The sequence below is a fragment of the Xanthomonas arboricola genome, from assembly GCF_003353015.1.
In the GTDB taxonomy this organism is placed as follows: domain Bacteria; phylum Pseudomonadota; class Gammaproteobacteria; order Xanthomonadales; family Xanthomonadaceae; genus Xanthomonas; species Xanthomonas arboricola_E.
Genome location: NZ_QREM01000009.1, coordinates 132933 through 153892, shown reverse-complemented (window position 1 = coordinate 153892; position 20960 = coordinate 132933). Strand labels below are relative to the sequence as shown.

Sequence of the window (20960 nt, the reverse complement as noted above, 5' to 3'; positions counted from 1 at the left end):
GCGGGACTTGAGGATCGTCATCACGGAAATCAGCGGGTCAGCAGGCTGCTGAGCGAACTGGTGCTGCCCTGCAGCTTGCTGATCATGGTTTCCATCGCGGTGAACTGCGCGGTGTAGCGATCGCTGAGCTTGGTCATGCGCGCGTCGAGGTCGTCGAGTTCCGACTCGTAGCCCTTGATCTGCTTGTTCAGGCTGTCCGAGCGCAGGGTCAGGGTGCCGGTGGTGACGTTGACGTTGCTGTCGAGCAGCTTGGTCATGGCCGAGCCGTACTTGCTGTCTTTGCCGAACACCTCGGCAGCGGCGCCGCCATCGGCGGCGACGGCGGTGTCGAACTTGCCGCCGTCGAAGCTCATCACGCCGTCCTTGTCGATGTTCAGGCCCAGCGCCTTGAGTTCGGTGAGGTTGCCGCTGACCTGGCCGCGCAGCTGCTGCTGCAGGCCGCGCACCAGCGAGTCGCCGGTCAACGCCGCGGCCGTCCTGGTGGTGGCGTCGTAGGAGCTGCTCTTGGCCAGCAGGGTATTGGCGGTGTTGTAGGCGGCGGCGTAGGCAGTCAGATTGGCCTTCAGGCCGCTGGTGTCGGCCGCGACGCCCAGCGTGACCTTGGTCCCGGCGGCGGCCTTGGTGAGGTTGAGCACCACGCCCGGCACGATGTCGGTGATGGTGTTGGAACTTGAGGTGCGTTCGAAGCCGTCCACGCGCACCAGCGCATCGGTCGCGGCCACGGACTGGTTCAGGCCGCCGCTGACGCCGGGGCCATAGGTGAGGCTGCTCAGGCTGGGGTCGCTGGCACTGACGGTCAGGGCGCCCTTGATCCCGGAGTCGACCGCATTGAACACCAGGTGCTGGCCATCGTTGGCGGTCACCACGCTGGCGGTGACGCCCTTGCCGCCGGCGGCCTTGTTGATGGCCGCGGCGATGTCGGTGAGCTTGTCGGTGCCGCTGATGTCCACGGTGATGCTTTTATCGCCGTACCCGATCGTCAGCGTGCCGCTGCCGACGGTGGCATCGGCGGCGAACGCGCCGGAGGCGAGCTTCTGCGCATTGGCCAGCGAGACCACTTCCACCGAGTAGTTGCCCGGCGCGGCCGAGTTGGTGGTGGTGGCGGTGAAGCCGGCATCGGTCGGCACCGTCGCCTTGTAGGCGTTGGTGTCGGCGCTGCTGATGACCTTGTCCAGCGCAGACTTGAGCGTGGTCATGCTGCTCTTGATCTGGCTGATTGCCGACAACTGTGTCGTCGCGGCGGTCCCGGCCTTGTTGATGCGCGCCTGCTCGGGGTCTTTCTGCCGGGAGACCAGGGTGGACACCACGGTGGGGATGTCCAGACCGGAGCCGGAAGTGCTGATCACCGATGCCATGTTGCATTCCTCGTCTGGGCGTCCACAAAAGATGGACGCATGGGATGACGAGACGGGTATCGGCCGCATCCGGGTGGACTTTAGCGGCGGCGACCCGTGTCGCTCACGAGGCTGGATGATGCAATTTCCATGCCGCCACTGCATCAAAAACCCCGCGCCAACAAACCGTGCTGCGCGACCGTGCCAAACGCTGCGGCCGAAAAAACCGCGGCCACAAAAAAAGCCCCTCCGGAGAGGGGCTCTGGACGTGCTGCCAACCGCTGCCGATTACTGCAGCAGGCTCAGCACGTTCTGCGGAACCGACTTGGCCTGGGCCAGCATCGCGGTACCGGCCTGCTGCAGGATCTGCGTGCGGGTCAGCTCGGCGGTTTCCTTGGCGTAGTCGGTGTCGCGGATACGGCTACGCGAGGCCGACAGGTTTTCCGAGGTAGCGCTCAGGTTGGCGATGGTGGAGGTGAAGCGGTTCTGCACCGCACCCATGTCGGCGCGCGAGGAGTTGACCGCGGTCAGCGCCTTGTCGACGATTTCCAGGGCCTTCTGCGAGCCGGAGAACGTGGAGATGTCCAGGCTGCTCAGGGTCGAGGCGGCGGAGCCGGAAGCGGCCGAGGCGGTGGTGATGCCGGCGCCGACGGTGATGCCTGCGGCGCTGGAGGTGCCGGCGGTCAGCGAGGTGAAGTCCTGGCCAGCCTTCAGCGATTCGATCTGCACCGAACCGTCGCTCTTGATCGAGGCGTACATGCCGGTCTGGTCGAGCTTGTCGTTGATCGCCGCAGCCACCTTCTTGTTCACGTCGGCAGCGCTCTCGCCGACGCCGACCTTGACGTCCGCGATGGTGATGCTCTTGGACGCGCCGCTGGCGTCCTTGAACGACAGGCTCATGCCGCTGATCGAGCCGGAGGCGGTGGAGGTGCCGGTCACGCCGGCGCCGGAGACGGCGGCAGCGAAGTTGGCCTTGCCCAGCGAATCGACGTTGGCGTCGACGATGCTGTTGATGCCGATGGTCTGGCCGGCGTCGGCGCCGACCTGGAACAGCGCGCCGGAGAAGTCGCCGTTCAGCAGCTTGGTGCCGTTGAAGTTGGTCTGGTTGGCGACGCGGTCGATTTCGGCGGTGAGCTGCTTGACTTCGGAGTTCAGCGCGTCACGGTCGGTCGGCGAGTTGGTGGCGTTGGACGACTGCACCGACAGCTCGCGGATACGCTGCAGGTTGCTGCCGATTTCGACCATCGCGCCTTCAGCGGTCTGGGCCAGCGAGATACCGTCGTTGGCGTTGCGCGAGGCAACGTCCAGGCCGCGGATCTGCGTGGTGAAACGCTCGGAGATCGCCAGACCTGCGGCGTCGTCCTTGGCGCTGTTGATGCGCAGACCCGAGGACAGACGCTGGATGCTCGTCGACATGCTCGCGCTGCTGGTGTTGAGGTTACGCTGAGCGTTCAGCGACATTACGTTGGTGTTGATTACCTGTGCCATTTTGATTTCTCCTAAGCGATTTTTCCGGCAAGGGGGACTTGCCCGGAGCCTCCGCAGGGGGGCCATCAAGTTGGCCGTTGCCGCTGCTGAGATGAATAACGGCGTTGCGTCGGGAACCTTTAGCGAAATCCAGTGTTTTTTTGCTGTCTTTCTGCTGCAGGACGAAATACGGAAGCGTTGTGTAGCAAGGGGTTTGGTTTATTCGGCAGCACCCCGTGGATCTTTAGCGTTGGTATAAATTTTGACGAATAAACTCCGTCGGCCTGCGCAGGTGCGCGCGCGCAGGCGTGCAGAAAACAGCGGTTTTCTGCTGCAAATCAGCGGATCAGGTTGAACAACGACGACGACTGCATCTGCTGAAAAATCGTTTGAGCGGCCTGCAACGAGGCCTTCTCCAGTTCGTAGTGCCCCAGCGCCGAGGCGAAATCCAGATCGCGGATCGACGACAGCGTGGTCTTGAGGGTGACCTCGTTGGATTCGAGCAGCGAATTGGCGTTATCGATCGCCGACAGCTGCGCACCGCCGGAGGCGCGCGCATCGATCATCTTGGACGAGGCCTGTGCGATGTCGCGCATCGACGACTGCAGCGTGTTGATCATCGCCGCCTTCTGCGGCGGGGTCTGGGTGTCGGAGTTGAGCGCGCCGACCAGGTCGTCGATGGTGGAGAACACGTCCTTGGTGGTGGAGGCGCCGATCTGGAAACTGTCGCCCACCGCCGGTGCGCCGCTGATGCGCATGCGCACGCCGGCGGCGTTGATGTCCTCGCCGTCCTTGTAGGTGCCGGTCCCGACCACCGTATTGGTGCTGTCGCGCACCTCGTAGGTGTCGGCGGCGGTGAACTGCACGCTGTAGCTGCCGCCGTTCCAGCTGCCGGTGCTGGCATCGCGGCTGAAATCCAGCAGCAGGCCGGTGCCGGTATTGGCATTGTCCGGGTGCGCATCCACGGTGCCGTCGCCGGTGCGGATACGCATGAAGATCTCGCTGCCGGGCAGGCTGTCGCTGACGAAGGTGTCCGGCGCCACTTCGACCTGTTTCTGGGTCTGGTCGCCGTTGTAGGTGACGCCGCCACTGCTCTTGATGAACGGCGCGCTGCCATCGGCGCTGCCGCCGAACAGGTAGCGCCCGGTGCCATCGGTGCTGTTGGCCAGGCTGACCATGCTGTCGCGCAGCGCGGTCAGTTCCGAGGCGATCGCCTTGCGGTCGTCGGGGCTGAGCGAGGAATTGTTGGCCTGCACCGCCAATTCGGTGACGCGCGCCATTTTGTCGCCGGCCTGCGCCAGGGCGTTTTCCTGCAGGCCGAGCCGGTTCTGCACGTTGGTGGCGTTCTCGCCGAAGCGCGTGATCGCCGCCAGCGCGCGATCCAGTCCAACGGCGGTGCCGGCGGCGACCGGGTCGTCCTTGGCGGTGACCAGGCGCTGCCCGCTGGCGAGCTGGGCCTGGATCTGGTTCAGCCGGGACTGCTTTGCCGTCATCGACGACACCGACTGGCTGTACATCATGCTGGTGGAGATACGGTCGGTCATCAGCGTACGGCGCCCAGGATGGCTTGGAAGATGGTGTCGGCGGTGGAAATCATCTGTGCGGCGGCCTGGTAGGCCTGCTGCAGCTTGAGCATGTTGGCGGCTTCCTCATCGAGGTTGACGCCGGAAATCGAGTCGCGGCTGGCCTGCGCCTGGTCGTTGATGACCTTCTGCGCGTCCGAGGCGTAACTGGCCGCGCGCGCAGCCGAGCCGACCGAGGTGGTCAGGCCCGAGAGCGCGCCGTTGAGCGTGACCGTGCCGCCGCTGAGCGCCTTGGCGTCGTCGATCTTGGCCAGCAGCTTGACGTTGCCGTTGTCGCTGGAACCGGCGCCGGTGGGGCCGACGGCGAAGCTGTCGCCGGCCTTGGGCGCGCCATCCAGCGCAAAGCTCCAGCCGTTGGCGCTGATGGTCTGGCCGGCGGTATAGGCGAATGGCCCGTTGCCGTCGATGGTGTACTGGTTGGCGTCGATGAACTCCACCGAGGCCGGGGTCAGCAGCGCCGGGTTCTGCGCGTTGGTGACCTTGACGTCGCTGATCTTGCCGGTGCCCAGGTTGGCGAGCGTGGCGGCGGCCTTGACCGGGGTGGCCGCAGCGATCCGCGAGGGGTCGGTGATGGCCACCGACAGGCTGCCGGCCAGCCCCGCGGTGGGCTGCAGCAGGAACTTGTCGCCGTTGGCCGGCGTGCCGCCGACCACCAGGCTGACGCCATTGAGCACCAGCGGATTGGCCGGCGTGCCGGTGCCGCTGATCGGCACCGCCGAGCCGGTGCTGGCGTTGGTGGCCTTCCAGGCAGCACCGTCGAAGCTGAGCGTGACGTTCTGCCCATCCACCGCCGCCATGTTGCTGAAGCTGGCACTCAGCGACGCGCTGCCGGTATTGCCGGGATTGGCGGCGGCGCTGGGCGTGCCGATGTTGAAGAAGTTGCCGCCCATCGCGCCGTACAGGTCCATGCCTTGCGCGTGACCGGCGTTGAAGGTGCTGGCCATGCCCACCGCCAGGCGACCGAGTTCGGCCTGGGTCGGCTCCAGCACGCTGGTCCGGAACTCCAGCAGGCCGCCGATCTGCCCGCCCAGCGAGCTGGTGCTGAGGCTGACATTCTGGCCCTGGGTCTGCATCGCCACCTGCAGCTTGGTCGGCTGATACGGGTCGGCGACGGTGGTCAGCTTGGAGGAGGTGGTCCCCACTACCAGGGCCTGGCCGCCGGCGGTGAAAACATTCATGAAGCCGCCGTCCTGCATCACCGCGGTGCCGCCGGTGTAGCCGACCAGCTTGGACACCAGCGCGTCACGCTGGTCGAGCATGTCGGGCGAGGCGCTGTCGATGCTGCTGCCGATGGTGCCGTTGATCTTGGCGATCTGCTGGGTCAGGCGATTGACTTCGTCCACCGAGGAGGTCAGGCCGCCGTTGACCTCGTTGCTCAGGCTGTCCATCTGCCCGTTGAGCTGCTTGAAGCGCGTGGCCAGCGAATTGCCGCTGTCGAGCATGCTCTGCCGCTCGGCCGTGGACGAGGCATTGGACGAGACCGCGCTGGTGGAGTCGAAGAAGTTCGACCACAGCCCGGCCACGTTGGTGGCGGTGTTGGAGTACAGGCTGTCGACGCGGTTGGACAGCGAGGACAGCTGCTGCAGCCGCGAGAGCTCGCCGCCGCTGTCGAGCAGGCGCGAGGTGGCCAGCTGGTCGGCCACCCGGCTGACGTCGGTGATCTTGGCGCCATTGCCCACGAACGCGTAGCCCATGTCGGTGGGCGTGCGCGTTGCAAATTCCACGCGCTGGCGGCTGTAGCCTTCGGTATTGATGTTGGCGACGTTATGGCTAACGGTCGACAACGCCCGTTGGAAGGCGATCAGCGCACTGGTCCCGGTGGACATGATGGACATGGGCGTTTACCTCAACGACGGATGGTGCCGAGCCCGGCAGGCTCGGCGGTGCTGGCATAGCGGTTGGACAGGTCGGCCGCCGCGCTGCCGATCGCGGCTACCGCACGGTCGATGGTCGGACCGTTGGCGATCGCCGCGATCTTGGCGGCATAGCCCGGATCGGTGGCGTATCCAGCCTGTTGCAAGCCGCGTGCAAAACCCTTGATATCGGTGCCGGCCTGCAGTGCGGGCTGGTAGCGACTGTTGTTCTTCAGCAGCCGCACGTAGTCGGCAAAGCTTTCCTCGGCCGAGCCGTAGGCACGGAAATCGGCGGTTTCGGTGGTCTTGACGCCATTGACGTACTCGTGGGTGCCGGTGGTGACCCTGGCGCCGTTCCAGCCGGTGGCCTTGATGCCGAACAGGTTGTTGGAATCGCCGCCGTTGCCGATGCCGCGACGGCCCCAGCCGGTTTCCAGCGCGGCCTGCGCGACCAGCGCACGCGGATCCACGCCCAGTTCGCGCGCGGCCTTCTGCGCATGCGTCCAGATCTTGGCGACGAAGCCTTCCGGGGTGCGCTCGCCGAGGCTGGCCGCGGCGCTGCTCGCCGCGCTCGCATTGACCGCGGCACTGGCATCGGCGGCATCGCTGACAGCGACATCGCTCCAGCGATCGTTGGCCGAGGGCCAGCTCAGTGCGGCCGCATCGTCGCTGCCGGCCTCGTTGCTGCCGGTACGTCCGGCGATCAGGTCCAGCACCTGGCTCATGCCGATGCCGCCCAGGCCGCCTGCGCCGATGCCTGCCGCGCTGCCACTGCCGGCGCCGACGCTGCCCGCAGCCGCGTCGCGGACCGGCAGCGGCAACGAGGCGTCGCGCTTGCCGGCCACCAGCGCATAGGCCTTGGCGGCCTCGGCGGTGTTGAGCGAGGTGTTCAATGCCGGGCCGCCGGTGTCGCCGCTCAGCTGCTTGGAGATCATCGCCGACAGGCCCAGCCCCTTGCCGTCGGTCAGCGCCTTGGCCATCTGCTGGTCGTACATCTCGCGGAACATCTGGTTTTCGCCAGGAAACATCGGGTCGCCGGAGCTGGCATCGCGCATGCTCTTGACCAGCATTTGCGCGAACTGGCCTTCGAGCTGACGGGAGACCTTGTCGATCTTGGCGGGATCGGCCTTGGTGCTCGGGTTGAGATCAATGGGCGAGGCTGCGATACGCATGTCAGATCACCTCCAGCTCCGCCGTCAGCGCACCGGCTTGCTTGAGCGCTTCCAGGATGGCCACCAGGTCGCCGGGAGCGGCGCCCACCTCGTTGACCGCGCGTACGATCTGGTCGAGCGTGGTGCCGCCTTCGAACTTGAACATGCGGCTGCCTTCGGCGGTGGCCGTGATCGTCGACTGCGGGGTCACCGCGGTGCGGCCGCCACTGAACGCGCCCGGCTGGCTGACGTTGGTGTTCTCGCTGATGGTCACGGTGAGCGAGCCATGCGCGATCGCCGCCGGCATCACCCGCACCAGCTGGCCGATCACCACCGTGCCGGTGCGCGCGTTGACCACCACCTTGGCCGGCGCATCGCCCGGGGAGAGTTCGACATTTTCCAGCCGCGCCAGCAGGCCGATGCGCGCGCCAGGATCGGTCGGCGAGCGCACTGCCACGGTCACGCCGTCCACCGCACGCGCGGTGCCGGCGCCGAAGCTGCTGTCGATCGCCGCGACCATGCGCGAGACGGTGGTGAAATCGTTCTGGTGCAGGTTGAGGGTGATCTCGCCGCTGCCGGCGAACACGTCCGGCAGGGCGCGTTCGACGGTGGCGCCGTTGGGAATGCGGCCGACGCTGGGAATGTTGACCGACACCCGCGAGCCGTCCTTGCCCTGCGCGCCGAAACCGCCGACCACCAGGTTGCCCTGCGCCATTGCGTAGACCTGGCCGTCGGCGCCCTTCAGCGGTGCCATCAGCAGCGAGCCGCCACGCAGCGAGACCGCGTTGGCGATCGAGGACACGGTGATGTCGATCGGCTGGCCGGGCTTGGCGAACGGCGGCAGTTCGGCATGGATGGCCACGGCCGCGACGTTCTTCAGCTGCGGATTGACGTTCGCCGGAACATTGACGCCCAGCTCGCCGAGCAGGTTCTTCAGGCTCTGCACGGTGAAGGGCGCCTGGCTGGTGCGGTCGCCGCTGCCATCCAGGCCCACTACCAGGCCGTAACCGACCAGCGCGTTGCCGCGCACACCGCCGACCTGGGCAAGATCCTTGATGCGCTCGGCCGAGGCCGGCGCGGCGATCGCGCAGACCGCCACAGCGGCAGCCAGCAGACGGAAGGGCAGGGAAGACAGATTCATGGTCGCAGGCTCAGTAGGGCGACAGACGGGAAGTGAAGAAGCGGCTCAGCCAGCCCATCGCATTGGACTGCGCGATCGCGCCGCGGCCGCCGTAGGCGATCCGCGCGTCGGCCACCTTGCTCGAGGGCACGGTGTTGTCCGGGGAGATGTCGGCCGCGCGCACGATGCCCTGCACCTGCACCATCTCGTCGCCCTGGGTCAGGCGAAGCTGCTTCTGGCCCTGGATCACCAGGTTGCCGTTGGGCAGGCGCTGGATCACGGTGACGGTCACGCTGCCCTGCATGCGGTTGCTCTGGGCGGTGTTGCCCTTGCCGTCGAAGCTGCGGTCGCCGCTGGTGGAGTTGCGCAGCACATCGGTGCCGTTGACGGTGAGCGGCACGCCCAGCAGCGTGGGCGTGCTCATGTCCACGGTGTCGGCCTTGCTGATGCTGGTGTTGGCGGTGGACGAGGCGGTGGTGCTTTCCACCAGGTTCACCGTCAGCAGGTCGCCGACATCGCGGGCGCGGCGGTCGCCGTACAGGTTGAGGCTGGGGCCGGCGGCATAGATCGCGCCGGCGGTGGGCTGCGCCACCGGCGCGACCACCGGCACGATCGGCGCCATTTCGGCGAACGGCCGCACATCGCCGGCCGCCACGCAGCCGCCCAGCAGCGCGCTGCAGGCCATGGCAAAAGACAGCGAAGAGAGAGAGGGCAGGCGGGACATGGCGTGGATTCCTGGGAGGGCGGCGAGCGGCGGGCCGATCAGACGTTGTTGTTCAAGTAACCGAGCATCGAGTCGGTGGTGGAGATCGCCTTGGCATTCATTTCGTAGGCGCGCTGGGTCTCGATCATGCTCACCAGCTCTTCCACCGTATTGACGTTGCTGCCCTCCAGTGCGCCCTGCACGGTGGTACCCAGGCCATTGAGGCCGGGGGTGCCGTTCTGCGCGGGGCCCGAAGCGGTGGTTTCCACGAACAGGTTCTCGCCCTTGGACTGCAGGCCCGAGGGATTGATGAAGTCGGTCAGCGTCAACGCACCGATTTCCTGCGCGGCGGCCTGGCCGGCCAGCGTCACGCTGATGGTGCCGTCGTTGCCGATGGTCAGCGACTGCGCGCCTTCCGGCACCTGGATGCCCGGCTGCAGCGGATAGCCGCTATTGGTGACCAGCTCGCCCTGCGCATTGATCTGGAAGGTGCCGTCGCGGGTGTAGGCCGAGGTGCCGTCGGGCATCTGCACTTCGAAGAAGCCGCGGCCGTTGACCATCACGTCGAGCGCGCGGCCGGTCTGCTGCTGGCTGCCCTGGTCGAAGCCCTTGAAGGTGGACACCACGCGCACGCCGGTACCCAGCTGCAGGCCGGTCGGCAGCTGGGTCTGCGCCGAGGTCGACCCACCCGGTGCACGCACCTGCTGATACAGCAGGTCTTCGAACGCCGCACGGTCGCGCTTGAAGCCGGTGGTATTGGTATTGGCCAGGTTGTTGGAAATGACCGACATGCGCGTCTGCTGCGCATCCAGTCCGGTTTTGGCGACCCACAAAGCCTGATTCATGACCCGATTCCTCGTTAGACCCGGGGATGTGTTCCGGGCACGGCTGGGTATATGCACGCGGCGTGCCAAACCCGCGTCGGATTTTTGCCGGCTGTGCGCGGGATCACGCGAAGCGGGCGCGGCGGCCTGCGCGGGGGAGGGCTGGCGGCGGACAGGCAGCGGCTAGGCCGAAGCGGTGGAAACCTGCGCGGCAGATCAGGTTCGGTAGATCGGTCGCCGGTCAGTGATGTGTTCAACGACGTGTGAACCCTTGGCGCTGCGTGCGAAAGGGTTCTTGGGATTTGCCGGCTGGCGTTGCGGCACAGTCAACAGCCTGGTGGGTTGAGGGCGCGGTGCCCTCAAAAGCTAGTCAGTCGAGGGCGCGGTGCCCTCACCGCCCGCGGGACACGCCGCAAGTCCCTCCATGTTGGCTCGGTGCCGGCATCCATGCCGCCACACGGTCCCGCAATCGGCGAGGGCACCGCACCAGAAAGTGAGTCGGTAGCTCTTTGAAACCTGCGGTTGATCGCCTTGCGTTANCGGCATCCATGCCGCCACACGGTCCCGCAATCGGCGAGGGCACCGCACCAGAAAGTGAGTCGGTAGCTCTTTGAAACCTGCGGTTGATCGCCTTGCGTTAGGAAGCTGCTCCGACGCGGCGTTATTCAAACGACGCACGTCATGCATTGTTTGCAACTATGCACACCGACCATCTCAACGGGTCCTTGCCTGACCACCGTCGCGGGACCTTACGCGGCATGGATGCCGCGTAAGAGCCTGCAGGGACGTACTTGCGGCGTGTCCTGCGGGGGTGGGCGGGCAAGGGCCCTGCAGCCAAGTCACAAACCAGCCGCTCTGCAGCGAACCCGGGCGGTCGCCATCCAGGTGCTCGGCAGCGCAGCAAGCCAACCGGCGGTCGGGCAGTGGGCGTCAGTGGCGCTTAGCCGCTGACACGCAGCAGCGAATTGGCCGATTGGGCGTTGTCGTCGCCGTTCTTGATGATCTTGACCTGCATCTCGAACTGGCGCTGCAGCTGGATCATCTCCACCAGCGCGCCGGCGGCGTCCACGTTGCTGCCCTCCAGCATGCCGCTGTTGATGGTCTTGCCGGTGGCCACCGCAAACGCCTGCGCCGGGTCGGTGCTGGTGTTGCGCATCAGCCCGTCCGGGCGCCGCGTCAGCCGGTCGGCGGGGGCATCGACCACCTTCATCTTGCCGACGATGGCCATGGTCTGCGGGCCTTCGCCCTGCGGAATGATCGAGATGCTGCCGTCGCTGCCGATCTCCATCGCCTGGTGCGGCGGGACCGTCATCGGATTGCCGCCCTCATCCAGCACCGCATGGCCATTGGCGGTAACCAGCTGGCCATTGGCGGTAAGCGCCAGCTCGCCGTTGCGGGTATAGGCCTCGCTGCCGTCGGGCGACTGCACCGCCAGCCAGCGATCCTGCTGCAGCGACACGTCCAGCGGGTTGCCGGTGACCTTCTGGTGGCCCTGGCTGCGGTCGAAGCCCTGGTCCACGTGCAGCGCATCGATCCGCGACGGATAGCCCTTGCCCTGGATCTTGAACGCTTCGGTGTTGGCCAGCGCAGCCTTGAATCCCACCGTATCGACGTTGGCGAGATTGTGCGACACGGTGCCCTGCGCCTGCAGGGAGGCGCGGGCGCCGGTCATCGCAACGTAGAGAGCTTTGTCCATGAGGCACCGGGATTGGGGAGTCGGGATTCGGGATTCGTAAACGCGGGCTGTTATGACCTGGGAGAGGAGGGGACATTGCGGGCATCGGTTGGATGCAATGCCCGCTCTTGCCAATCCCTAATCCCCAATCCCTAATCCCAGCCGTTAACGGATATTGATGATCGTCTGGGTGACCTGATCCTGGGTCGAGATCATCTGCGAGTTGGCCTGGAAGTTGCGCTGGGCCACGATCATGTTCACCAGCTGCTCGGTCAGGTCCACGGTGGAGGATTCCAGCGAGCCGGATTCGATCTGGCCAAGGTCCGAGGTGTCCGGGGCGCCGATGCGGGCGGCGCCGGAGGTGTAGCTTTCGGCCCACATGTTGTTGCCCTGCGACTGCAGGCCCTGCGGGTTGACGAAGCTGGCCAGGGAGACCTGGCCCAGCGGCTTGTCGGCGCCGTTGGAGTAGCGGGCGAACACCACACCGCTGGTGTCGATGCTGATCTCGTTGAGCTTGCCGCTGGCGTAGCCGTCCTGGCGGGTGTCGCGCAGCGCGAAGGCCTCACCGTACTGGGTCGAGCCGCTGACGTTGAGCTGCATGTTCAGTACGCCGGCCCCGGTGCTCGGGGTGAACGGGTCCATCGCGATGATGCCGTTGGCCGGGGTGGTCAGTGCGCCGGTATCGGAGAACTGCAGCGTGGTGGGTGCACCGACCGCAGCGCCGTCCACGTAGTTGTGCACCTGCCATTCGTTCGGGTTGGCGGTCTTGACGAAGTAGGAGGTCTGCACGTGGCTGACGCCCAGCGAATCGTAGACGTTGATGCCGCCGGTGGAGTGGCTGTAGGTCTTGTCGTCGGCCGGGCTGAACGGGGTCACCGTCGGTGCGGTGGCGTTGCCGGGCAGGGTGAAGGCCAGGTTGACCGTGGAGGTCGACTTGGGCGGGCTGTCGGTGGTCAGCAGCTGCAGGTCCGACAGGCGACCGACGTCGAAGCCGTTGCCGCTCGGGTTGGGGGCGAAGACCTGCAGCCGCGCGCCCTGCGGATTGACCACATAGCCGTTGGCATCGGTCTGGAAGTTGCCGGCGCGGGTATACATCTTGGCGCCGTTGGAGGACACGGTGAAGAAGCCTTCGCCGGAGACCGCCAGGTCCAGGCTGCGCCCGGTCGGATCGATATTGCCCTGCGAGAACTGCTGCGCCACGTTGCTGACGCGTACGCCCGAGCCCACCGCGTTGCGCGACAGGCCGTAGCTGGTGCTCTGGAACATGTCGGCAAACTCGGCACGCGATTCCTTGAAACCGGTCGTGTTGACGTTGGCGATGTTGTTGGAAGTCACGTTCAGATCGGCATTGGCTGCGTTGATGCCGGACAACGAGGTATTGAAAGCCATGGATGAGGTCCTTTAGGTGTCGGTTGCCGGCTCAGCTGACGCGGAGCACTTTGGCGAGCGGGGAAGTGCCTAGCCCGGTCAGGTTGAGATACAGACCCTCCGAGCCGATGGTGACGCTTTCTACCGGTGCGTCGACATAGGTGGGTAACTTGCTCTTGGAACCGGCGGTGTCGGTCTGGGTGGCGGTCACGCCGTACTTGCCGGGGGCCATGCGGTTGCCGTTGGCATCGGTGCCGTCCCAGGCAAACGCCACTTCGCCGGCACCGCTGGACGGCACGCTGAGCTGCTTGACGAAGGCGCCGTTGGCATCGGTGATTTCGAAATTGACGGTACCGGCCGAGGTCGCGGCGACCACGCCATTGGCCGAGTTGGTGGCAGAGATGGCGACCTGCGCGGAGGGCACCAGCACGTTGTGCCCGACCAGCGAGGCGCCTTTCAGCACCTGATCGCTGTTCTGCGCGTCGGAGAAGCTGCTGACCTTGGTATTGAGGTCGCCGATACCCTGCACGGTGGAGAACTGTGCCAGCTGGCCCAGGAATGCGCTGTTTTCCATCGGTTTGAGCGGGTCCTGGTGCTGCAGCTGCTCGGTCATCAACTTCAGGAAGTCGGCCTGGCCGAGCGATTCCTCCTTCTTCTTCGTCGAGGCCGGGCTGCTGGTGCTCAGCCCAAGGCTGGCGTAGAGGTCACTGCCGATCGTGCTCATGTTTGGAAATCCGTAAGGTGGAGGTCAGCGAGAGGGTCAGCGACCCATGGTCAGGGTGGCGAGCGCCAGTTCCTTGGCGGTGTTGAGCATTTCCACGCCGGCCTGGTAGTTGCGCGAGGCCGAGATCATGTTGACCATCTGCGAGACCGGGTCCACGTCGGGCGAGAACACGTAGCCGTCGGCATCGGCCAGCGGATGGCCGGGCTCGTAGCGACGGATCGGCGGCGCGTTGGTGGTGGTGATCTCCTTGACGTTCACCGAGGTCAGGCTGGGGTCCTGGCGACTTTGCTGGGCCTGGAAGATCGGCTCGATCGGCTTGTAGGTCGCCTCGGCCGAGCCGGCGACCGAATCCGCATTGGCCAGGTTCGAGGCGATGGTGCTCAGGCGGACCGACTGCGCGTGCAGCGCCGAGCCGGCCACATCGAAGATGGGAAGATTGCTCATGACTTATTGGCCGGTGATCGCGGTGAGCATCGAGCGCACCTTGGATTCGAGGAAGCTCAGCGAGGCGCGGTATTCCAGCGCGGCGCGGCCGTAGGCAGCACGTTCGGCGTCGGGATCGACGGTATTGCCGTCCAGACTGGGCTGGTCGGATTCGCGGGTGATCTGGAACGGGTTGAGCCCGGCACTGCCGCCGATCTCGTAGTGCTTGGCGTCCGTGGTCTGCAGCAGGGTGCCATCGCGCACGCCTTCGGCCGATTTGAGCGCCGCCTCGAAGTTCAGGTCCTTGGCCTTGTACCCCGGGGTGTCCACATTGCTCAGGTTGCTGGCAATGAGCTTCATGCGCTGCTCGCGCAGCGGCAGCGCATCGCCGTGGATGCCGAGGAAGGACGAGATCGAATTGGACACGGTGCTCTCCCGCGAAGTGTTGCCAGGGAGGAAGCAATGTTTGTGCCAATCGAGGGGGGGGGGCGGCCCGCGGAGCGCGGAGCGTCATCGGTGCCGCCGACGAACGGCGCCCCGGCCGTGCGGGAAACGCGATGGACAACGTAGAGGTCGCGCGCTTGTTCAGTGAATGCGCCAGGCCGGAAGGTTCGGCCTCACCTGAGCCGCCGTCTGGCGTCGGCGATTGCCGCTTCGGCATCGCATCGACGCACTACCACCGCGTCTGCGCTGTTGTGCCTGTCGCGCGGTGCGGCTCCCGCTCGGCGCAGCGCCCTGCCATTGCGATCGGCTCCGATCCGGCAGCCGCCTGGCCCGCTCAGGCCGCTTCGGCGACCACTTTCAGGCGGGCGAGCACGTAGTCGGCCAGTTCGTGCGCGCTGTACTTGGCCACGAAGGCGTTGGCACCGACCTGCTCGACCATGGCGTTGTTGAACACGCCCGACAGGGAGGTGTGCAGCAGCACGTACAGGCCTTGCAGTCCCGGCGTGCGCCGGATTTCCGTCGTCAGCGTGTAGCCGTCCATGGCCGGCATTTCGATGTCGGAGATGACCATCGCATAGCGGTCGGCCGGATTCTCGCCCGAGGCAGCCACCTGCAGCAGATGGTCCAGCGCCTGGCGGCCGTCGGACAACAGGGTCGCCGCCACGCCGAGCTGGTCGAGCACGCTGCGGATCTGCTGGCGCGCCACGCGCGAATCGTCCACCACCAGCACCTGGAACTGCCGGTCGTAGGCGACCATCTGCAGCGAGGGATCCAGCTGCACGTCCTTGCTGACCTTGGCGATGTCGGCAAGCACGCTCTCCACGTCGATGACCTGGATCAGCTCGCCCTGGAACCGCGTCACCGCCGTCAAATAAGTGGCTTCGGCGCCCAGTTCCGGCGGCGGATGGATATCTTCCACCGCAATATTGACGATGCGCTCCACGCCGCTGACCAGAAAGCCCTGGACCGAGCGGTTGAATTCGGCCACCACCAGGTAGCCGGGGCCGTTTTCCGAGTGCGCATCGCGCTCCGGGTGGCCGATCGCCAGCCCCAAGTCCAGCACCGGCACCGAGCGCCCGCGCACGTCGGCCACGCCGGCGAACTCGGTCGGCAGGCCCGGCACCTGGAACAGCTCCGGGCGGCGCAGCACTTCCTGCACCTTGAAGACGTTGACGCCAAAAAGCTGGCGCCCGCCCAGCCGGAACAGCAGCAGGGCCAGTCGGTTGTGGCCAGCCAGACGCGTGCGCTGGTCGATGCGGTTGAGCAGATCGTGGGTCATGGGGCAGATATCGACAGCGCCCTTGGAAAACTTGAGTGGTTTTAAGTTTGGTGTGGGGCGCTGTAGGGATTGGGGAGTCGGGATTGGGGATTCGCAAAAGCGCGGGGATTGGGGGATTTGGGATTAGGGATTAGGGATTGGCTCAAAGGCGTGAATGAGCGCGTTGGTCAGGCCGTTGCTGCTTCTGCGGCCCTGAAGGTTTCAGAGACAGTTGGTCAGATAGATGCGCTGGTTCAAAGGGTCCATGGCACCGGAAAAATGAACCACCCGCCAGGCCGCTCTTACCAATCCCCAATCCCGACTCCCCAATCCCGGCAAGAACAGGCACGCCTCTTGCACCGTCTGTTCCGTCTTCCTCCGGATCTGGTCCCATGCGCCTGCTCCTGCTTGTCATCCTGTTGGCTGCCGCTCCGGCCTGGGCCCAGAGCTATCAGTCTGTCGATTCCATCCGCGCTGCGGCACTGGCCACTGTCGGCCCGGATGCCGAGGCCGAGGCCACGCTCGATCCGGGCTTGCGCATGCCGGCCTGCCCGATCGCGCTGCAGGCGCAGCCGACCGGCACCAATACGGTGGAGGTGGCTTGTCCGCAGCCGGCTGGCTGGCGCCTGTTCGTGCCGCTGAAGGTGCGCCGCAACCAGGACGTGCTGGTGCTGCGCCGCGGCATCAGCGCTGGAGAAACCATCTCGCTGGCCGATATCAGTATCGAGAAGCGTGACGCCGCGCGCATCGTCGGTGCGGTGCTGGCCGACCCGGTGGCTGCGGTGGGCAAGAGCGCCCGGCGTGTCCTGCCGGCCGGTTCGCTGCTGTCGTCCAACGACCTGGTCACCCAGCGGCTGGTCCGGCGCGGCGACACGGTCCCGCTGGTGTCGCGCAACGGCGGTCTGGAGGTGCGCATGAGCGGTCGTGCGCTGTCCGACGCCGGCGAGAACGAGCGGGTGTCGGTGGAAAATTCCTCGTCGCGCCGGGTGGTGCAGGGGATCGTCGAAGCGAGCGGGACCGTTGTGGTGTCCAGATAGAAAATCGCTATAAAGTTTTTTTTTGGCCTGCCGTTATCCCCTACGACCTGTAGAGGAGTTCCCGACATGAGCCAGAAAATCGAAGGCAATCTACCGACCGCTGCCACCCTTCGCACCGCGGCCACGAGCAGCAAGATCGCCTCGGCCGGCGAAGATCGCGCGTCCCCGATCGCCGCATTGCCGCCGACCGACAGCGTCAAGCTGACCGGCGAGGCCACCAACCTGCAGAACCTGCAGCGCATGCTGTCGCAGTCCTCGGCGATCGACACCGGTCGCGTCCAGGCAGTGAAGGATGCGTTGCAGAACGGCAGCTATTCCATCAACCCGGATGCCATCGCCAGCCGCATGATGGATCTGAATCAGCAACTGGCGGGCTAATCCCCGACCCAAAGGATGAACGTGAACGAGTTCCTGCAACGTCTCAGCGACGCGCTGGCCGGCGAACGCCAGGCATTACTCGAGAACGACATCGATGGGTTGATGCGTCACACCCAGGACAAGCTGTCGGCACTGCGCGCGCTGGAAGCGGCAATGCCCCAGGGCGAAGAAGCGCGGCTGCGCGAACTGGCCGACGCCAATCGCGCCAACGGTGCGCTGCTGGCACGCCGGCGTCGCGAAGTGAACTGGGCACTGCGTCATCTTGGCCGCACCGAGAGTGCGCCGTCCTACGACGCCAAGGGCCAGTCGAGTGTGCTGCGCGGCGGTCGGTCGCTGGCAGTGGCCTGAAGCCGCGCAGCGTGCCCGAGCGCACGCGCAGGCCGGCTCGGCCACGTCTTGCTGCAGTGCCGAGAGACTGGCTACGCAGGAGCGTGGCGCGGCGCAATGCGAGGCCCGCGTCGTTCGGCGTATATTGAAGCGTCCTCTACGCCGCCCTGTCCCGTGACTGCCAAGTTTTTTCTCAATCAAACCCTGTTGCCGTCACCGGCCATGCTGCGCGCCTTCGGCGACCAGATGCTCGAGGGCGTGCTGCTGTTCCGCGCAGACGGGCAGCTGATCCTGGCCAACGCCATCGCACGCCAGAGCCTGTGCAAGGAAGATCCCACCGACGACCGCAATCTCGGCGAGCGGATCTCGCAGGTGCTGCCGTCGGATGCGCTCAACCAGGCGCGCAGCAAGGGCAGCTGGACCGGCAGCCTGCCGGTCGCCGATCGCGTGGTCATCGCGCACCTGTACTACAACGAGGAGCAGGGCGTCGGGCACTTTCTGGCGCTGTTCCACAACATCGAAGGCCAGCAGGACTATGAGCGCGAGCTGCAGCAGCGCCATGCCGAACTGCGCCAGGCCTATCTGCGTCTGAACGGTGCGCAGGACAAGCTGCTGCAGTCGGAGAAGATGGCCTCCATCGGCCAGCTCGCCGCCGGCGTGGCGCATGAAATCAATAACCCGATCGGTTACGTGCACTCCAATCTGGGCAGCTTGCAGGAATACCTGCGCAGCCTGTTCACGCTGATCGAAGCCTACGAGCGCGCGCTGCAGGCGCCGGATCCGAAGGCGCTGATTCCGGAGATCGACGAGATCCGCAACCGTGCCGACATCGACTTCATCAGCCGCGACCTGCCGCAGCTGATGGCCGAGTCGCGCGAGGGCATCGAGCGGGTCACCCGCATCGTGCGCGACCTCAAGGATTTCTCGTACTCGGACCGTTCCGAGTCGTGGAAGATGGTCGACCTGCATGCCGGGCTCGAATCCACGATCAACATCATCTGGAACGAGCTCAAGTACAAGGTCACGCTGGAGCGTAACTACGCCGAGCTGCCGTTGGTCGAGTGCCTGCCGTCCGAGCTCAACCAGGTCTACATGAACATGCTGCTCAACGCCGGCCAGGCGATCGTCGAGCGCGGCACGATCACCGTCACCACCGGTCGCGACGAGACCGACAACGTCTGGATCCAGTTCCAGGACAGCGGCGCCGGCATCGCCCCGGACCTGCTGCAACGCATCTTCGACCCGTTCTTCACCACCAAGCCGGTCGGCAGCGGCACCGGCCTGGGCCTGTCGATTTCCTACGGCATCATCAACAAGCACCACGGCCGCATCGACGTCGAAAGCACGCCGGGGCAGGGGGCCAGTTTCCGGATCGTATTGCCGGTGCGGCAGCCGCGGTAGCGCTGCCCGTTGGGATTGGGGAGTCGGGATTAGGGATTAGGGATTCGCAAGGGCGGTTTTGCCGCGCTCTTGCCGTCTGCCTTGCTCAGCGAATCTCCGATTGCGGCTCAGGAATATCGCTGTTGGCTTTTGCTTTTACCAATCCCGAATCCCGAATCCCGAATCCCTACTCCCGGCCGTTACGCAGCTCGTCGTGCGTGCGGAAGGCCTGGCGAATGTGCTCGCGCAGCTCGTCGTCGTTCCAGGGCTTGGTCAGGAAGCGGTAGATTGCGCCGCGGTTGATCGCTTCGGTGACCGTGGCCAGGTCGGTGTAGCCGGACAGCACCAGGCGTACGGTGTCGGGGTAGAGCATCTTGACCCGGCCCAGGAACTCGGTGCCGCTCATGTCGCTCATGCGCTGGTCCGACAGGATCACCTGCACGTCGTTGGTGGCGAGCAGGTCGAAGGCGTCGCGCACGTTGCCGGCCGCCAGGATGCGGTAACCGTCGCGGCGGAACAGCCGCACCAGCGAGCGCAGCACGTTTTCCTCGTCGTCCAGCAGCAGCAGCGTGCGGTCCGGGCGGCTTTCGGCGAACGATTCCGGGCGCAGGTAGCGGCGCCGTAGCGCCATGCCGGCCGACTCGGCCGACATCGGCTCGCCGAACAGATAGCCCTGGAAGATGTCGCAATCGTTGCGACGCAAAAAGCCCAGCTGCGCCTGCGATTCCACGCCGTTGGCGATCACCGTCATGCCGAGCTGGTGACCCATCGCGATGATCGCGCGCGCGATCGCTGCCTCGCGGCTGCCGGCCGGCGCGCTCTTGATGAAGCTGCGGTCGATCTTCAGCCGGTCTACCGGATAGCGCACCAGCGCGCTCAGGCTGGAATCGCCGGTGCCGAAGTTGTCCAGGCTCAGGCTGATGCCTTCGTTGCGCAGGTTGGCCATCGTCTCGTGGACGAAGTTGACGTTGTTGGTCAACGCGCTTTCGTTGATCTCCAGCGTCACGAACTGCGCCGGAACGCCGGCGGTCTGCAGCATCGCCATCACTTCGTTGAAGAAGCCCGGACGCAGCAGCTGCAGCGTGGAGACGTTGACCGCGATGCTGAAATCGTCGAAGCCCTGGTCGCGCCAAAGCCGCGCCTGACGCACCGCGTTCTGCAGCACCCATTCGCCGATCTGCACGATCACGCCAAGGCGCTCGGCGGTGCGCATGAAGCGCTCCGGCACCAGCATGCCCAGGGTCGGCGACTGCCAGCGCAGCAGCGCTTCCATGCCGACGATGCGGCCATCGCGCGCGCTCACCAGCGGCTGGTAGCGCAGCCGCAATTCGCCGTGCGGGATCGCATCGACGATCTGCCGCGCAATGATGCTTTCGCTGTGCGCGTTGGTGGTCGAGTTGCGGGTGTACAGGCGCACCGTATTGCCGCCTTCGCGTGCTGCCTGGTAGCTGGCTTCCTCGGCGTAGTCGAGCAGGATCGACAGCGAGGTGGAGTGTTCCGGGCACAGGCTGATGCCGACCTTGCCGGTCATGAACAAGGTGTACGGCAGCACCGACAGCGGCAGTTCCAGCTGCTGGCGGATCTCCTCGGCAAAGTCTTCCGGCAGCGGGGTGTCTTCGCGCCGCACTGCCACCACCACCATTTCATCGCTGCCGTGCCGCCACAACGTGCCGCGCGCGCCGAGAAAGTCCTGCAGCCGGCGCGCCACCAGCGTCAGCGCCTGGTCGCCGACTTCGGCGCTCATGTTCTCGTTGATCGAGGCGAAGTGGTCGATGTCGATGTGGAACACCATCAACGGCGGACCGCCGGAAGCGGCAGCGTCCACAAGACGCAACAGGTCGGGATTACCCGCGCCCAGGCGGGTGGGTTTGACGATTTCCAGTCCGGGCGGGATTACGGGGCTCCACATGA

19 protein-coding genes are annotated in these 20960 nt (G+C 65.8%); 4 read left to right on the top strand and 15 right to left on the bottom strand.

Going from position 1 to position 20960, the window contains the following annotated elements:
- Positions 1–29 precede the first annotated feature (29 nt).
- From fliD to C0541_RS11240, 14 genes are all read right to left on the bottom strand, one after another.
- Positions 30–1355 carry a flagellar filament capping protein FliD gene (fliD, locus tag C0541_RS11310; RefSeq protein WP_115048418.1) on the bottom strand — a complete coding sequence of 442 codons (1326 nt, stop codon included), beginning with the start codon at positions 1353–1355 and terminating at the stop codon, positions 30–32.
- A gap of 267 nt (positions 1356–1622) precedes the next feature.
- On the bottom strand, positions 1623–2822 hold the full coding sequence (locus C0541_RS11305; RefSeq protein ID WP_115048416.1) for a flagellin: 1200 nt from the start codon (positions 2820–2822) through the stop codon (positions 1623–1625).
- Between the two features lie 317 nt (positions 2823–3139).
- Positions 3140–4345: a flagellar hook-associated protein FlgL gene (gene flgL, locus C0541_RS11300; RefSeq protein WP_115048414.1), complete on the bottom strand. Its 1206-nt coding sequence runs from the start codon at positions 4343–4345 to the stop codon at positions 3140–3142.
- Positions 4345–6219 (bottom strand): flagellar hook-associated protein FlgK, encoded by a 1875-nt coding sequence (gene flgK / locus C0541_RS11295; RefSeq protein WP_115048412.1) that lies wholly within the window; start codon positions 6217–6219, stop codon positions 4345–4347. Before flgK ends, flgL begins: the two co-directional genes overlap by 1 nt.
- Before the next feature lie 11 nt (positions 6220–6230).
- Complete coding sequence (locus C0541_RS11290) at positions 6231–7409, bottom strand: flagellar assembly peptidoglycan hydrolase FlgJ (RefSeq protein ID WP_115048410.1); 1179 nt, start codon at positions 7407–7409, stop codon at positions 6231–6233.
- 1 nt (position 7410) lies between these two features.
- The gene (locus C0541_RS11285; protein WP_115048408.1) at positions 7411–8529 is read right to left on the bottom strand and encodes a flagellar basal body P-ring protein FlgI; all 1119 of its coding nucleotides are present in this window, start codon (positions 8527–8529) and stop codon (positions 7411–7413) included.
- A gap of 10 nt (positions 8530–8539) precedes the next feature.
- Positions 8540–9232 carry a flagellar basal body L-ring protein FlgH gene (gene flgH / locus C0541_RS11280; protein ID WP_115048406.1) on the bottom strand — a complete coding sequence of 231 codons (693 nt, stop codon included), beginning with the start codon at positions 9230–9232 and terminating at the stop codon, positions 8540–8542.
- Positions 9233–9270: 38 nt separating this feature from the next.
- Positions 9271–10056: a flagellar basal-body rod protein FlgG gene (gene flgG / locus C0541_RS11275; protein ID WP_064631239.1), complete on the bottom strand. Its 786-nt coding sequence runs from the start codon at positions 10054–10056 to the stop codon at positions 9271–9273.
- Positions 10057–10975: 919 nt separating this feature from the next.
- The gene (gene flgF, locus C0541_RS11265; protein WP_039566893.1) at positions 10976–11731 is read right to left on the bottom strand and encodes a flagellar basal-body rod protein FlgF; all 756 of its coding nucleotides are present in this window, start codon (positions 11729–11731) and stop codon (positions 10976–10978) included.
- Between the two features lie 144 nt (positions 11732–11875).
- On the bottom strand, positions 11876–13099 hold the full coding sequence (gene flgE, locus C0541_RS11260) for a flagellar hook protein FlgE (RefSeq protein WP_115048404.1): 1224 nt from the start codon (positions 13097–13099) through the stop codon (positions 11876–11878).
- A 31-nt stretch (positions 13100–13130) separates the two neighbouring features.
- Positions 13131–13802 (bottom strand): flagellar hook capping FlgD N-terminal domain-containing protein, encoded by a 672-nt coding sequence (locus C0541_RS11255; protein ID WP_115048402.1) that lies wholly within the window; start codon positions 13800–13802, stop codon positions 13131–13133.
- Between the two features lie 36 nt (positions 13803–13838).
- Positions 13839–14246 carry a flagellar basal body rod protein FlgC gene (gene flgC / locus C0541_RS11250; RefSeq protein WP_005914451.1) on the bottom strand — a complete coding sequence of 136 codons (408 nt, stop codon included), beginning with the start codon at positions 14244–14246 and terminating at the stop codon, positions 13839–13841.
- A 3-nt stretch (positions 14247–14249) separates the two neighbouring features.
- On the bottom strand, positions 14250–14651 hold the full coding sequence (flgB, locus tag C0541_RS11245; protein ID WP_115048400.1) for a flagellar basal body rod protein FlgB: 402 nt from the start codon (positions 14649–14651) through the stop codon (positions 14250–14252).
- Between the two features lie 352 nt (positions 14652–15003).
- Positions 15004–15948 (bottom strand): chemotaxis protein, encoded by a 945-nt coding sequence (locus C0541_RS11240; protein ID WP_115048398.1) that lies wholly within the window; start codon positions 15946–15948, stop codon positions 15004–15006.
- 371 nt (positions 15949–16319) lie between these two features.
- On the opposite strand from C0541_RS11240, the gene flgA reads away from it, so the two are divergent.
- The 4 genes from flgA to C0541_RS11220 all read left to right on the top strand — a co-directional run bounded on the left by flgA (position 16320) and on the right by C0541_RS11220 (position 19070).
- Positions 16320–16964: a flagellar basal body P-ring formation chaperone FlgA gene (gene flgA / locus C0541_RS11235; protein ID WP_115048396.1), complete on the top strand. Its 645-nt coding sequence runs from the start codon at positions 16320–16322 to the stop codon at positions 16962–16964.
- Between the two features lie 66 nt (positions 16965–17030).
- Complete coding sequence (gene flgM, locus C0541_RS11230; protein WP_115048394.1) at positions 17031–17342, top strand: flagellar biosynthesis anti-sigma factor FlgM; 312 nt, start codon at positions 17031–17033, stop codon at positions 17340–17342.
- Positions 17343–17357: 15 nt separating this feature from the next.
- On the top strand, positions 17358–17690 hold the full coding sequence (locus C0541_RS11225; protein ID WP_115048392.1) for a flagellar protein FlgN: 333 nt from the start codon (positions 17358–17360) through the stop codon (positions 17688–17690).
- Between the two features lie 153 nt (positions 17691–17843).
- Positions 17844–19070 (top strand): ATP-binding protein, encoded by a 1227-nt coding sequence (locus C0541_RS11220; RefSeq protein WP_115048389.1) that lies wholly within the window; start codon positions 17844–17846, stop codon positions 19068–19070.
- Positions 19071–19236: 166 nt separating this feature from the next.
- On the opposite strand, the gene C0541_RS11215 is transcribed toward C0541_RS11220, so the two are convergent.
- Positions 19237–20958 (bottom strand): EAL domain-containing protein, encoded by a 1722-nt coding sequence (locus C0541_RS11215; protein ID WP_115048387.1) that lies wholly within the window; start codon positions 20956–20958, stop codon positions 19237–19239.
- Positions 20959–20960: the final 2 nt, after the last annotated feature.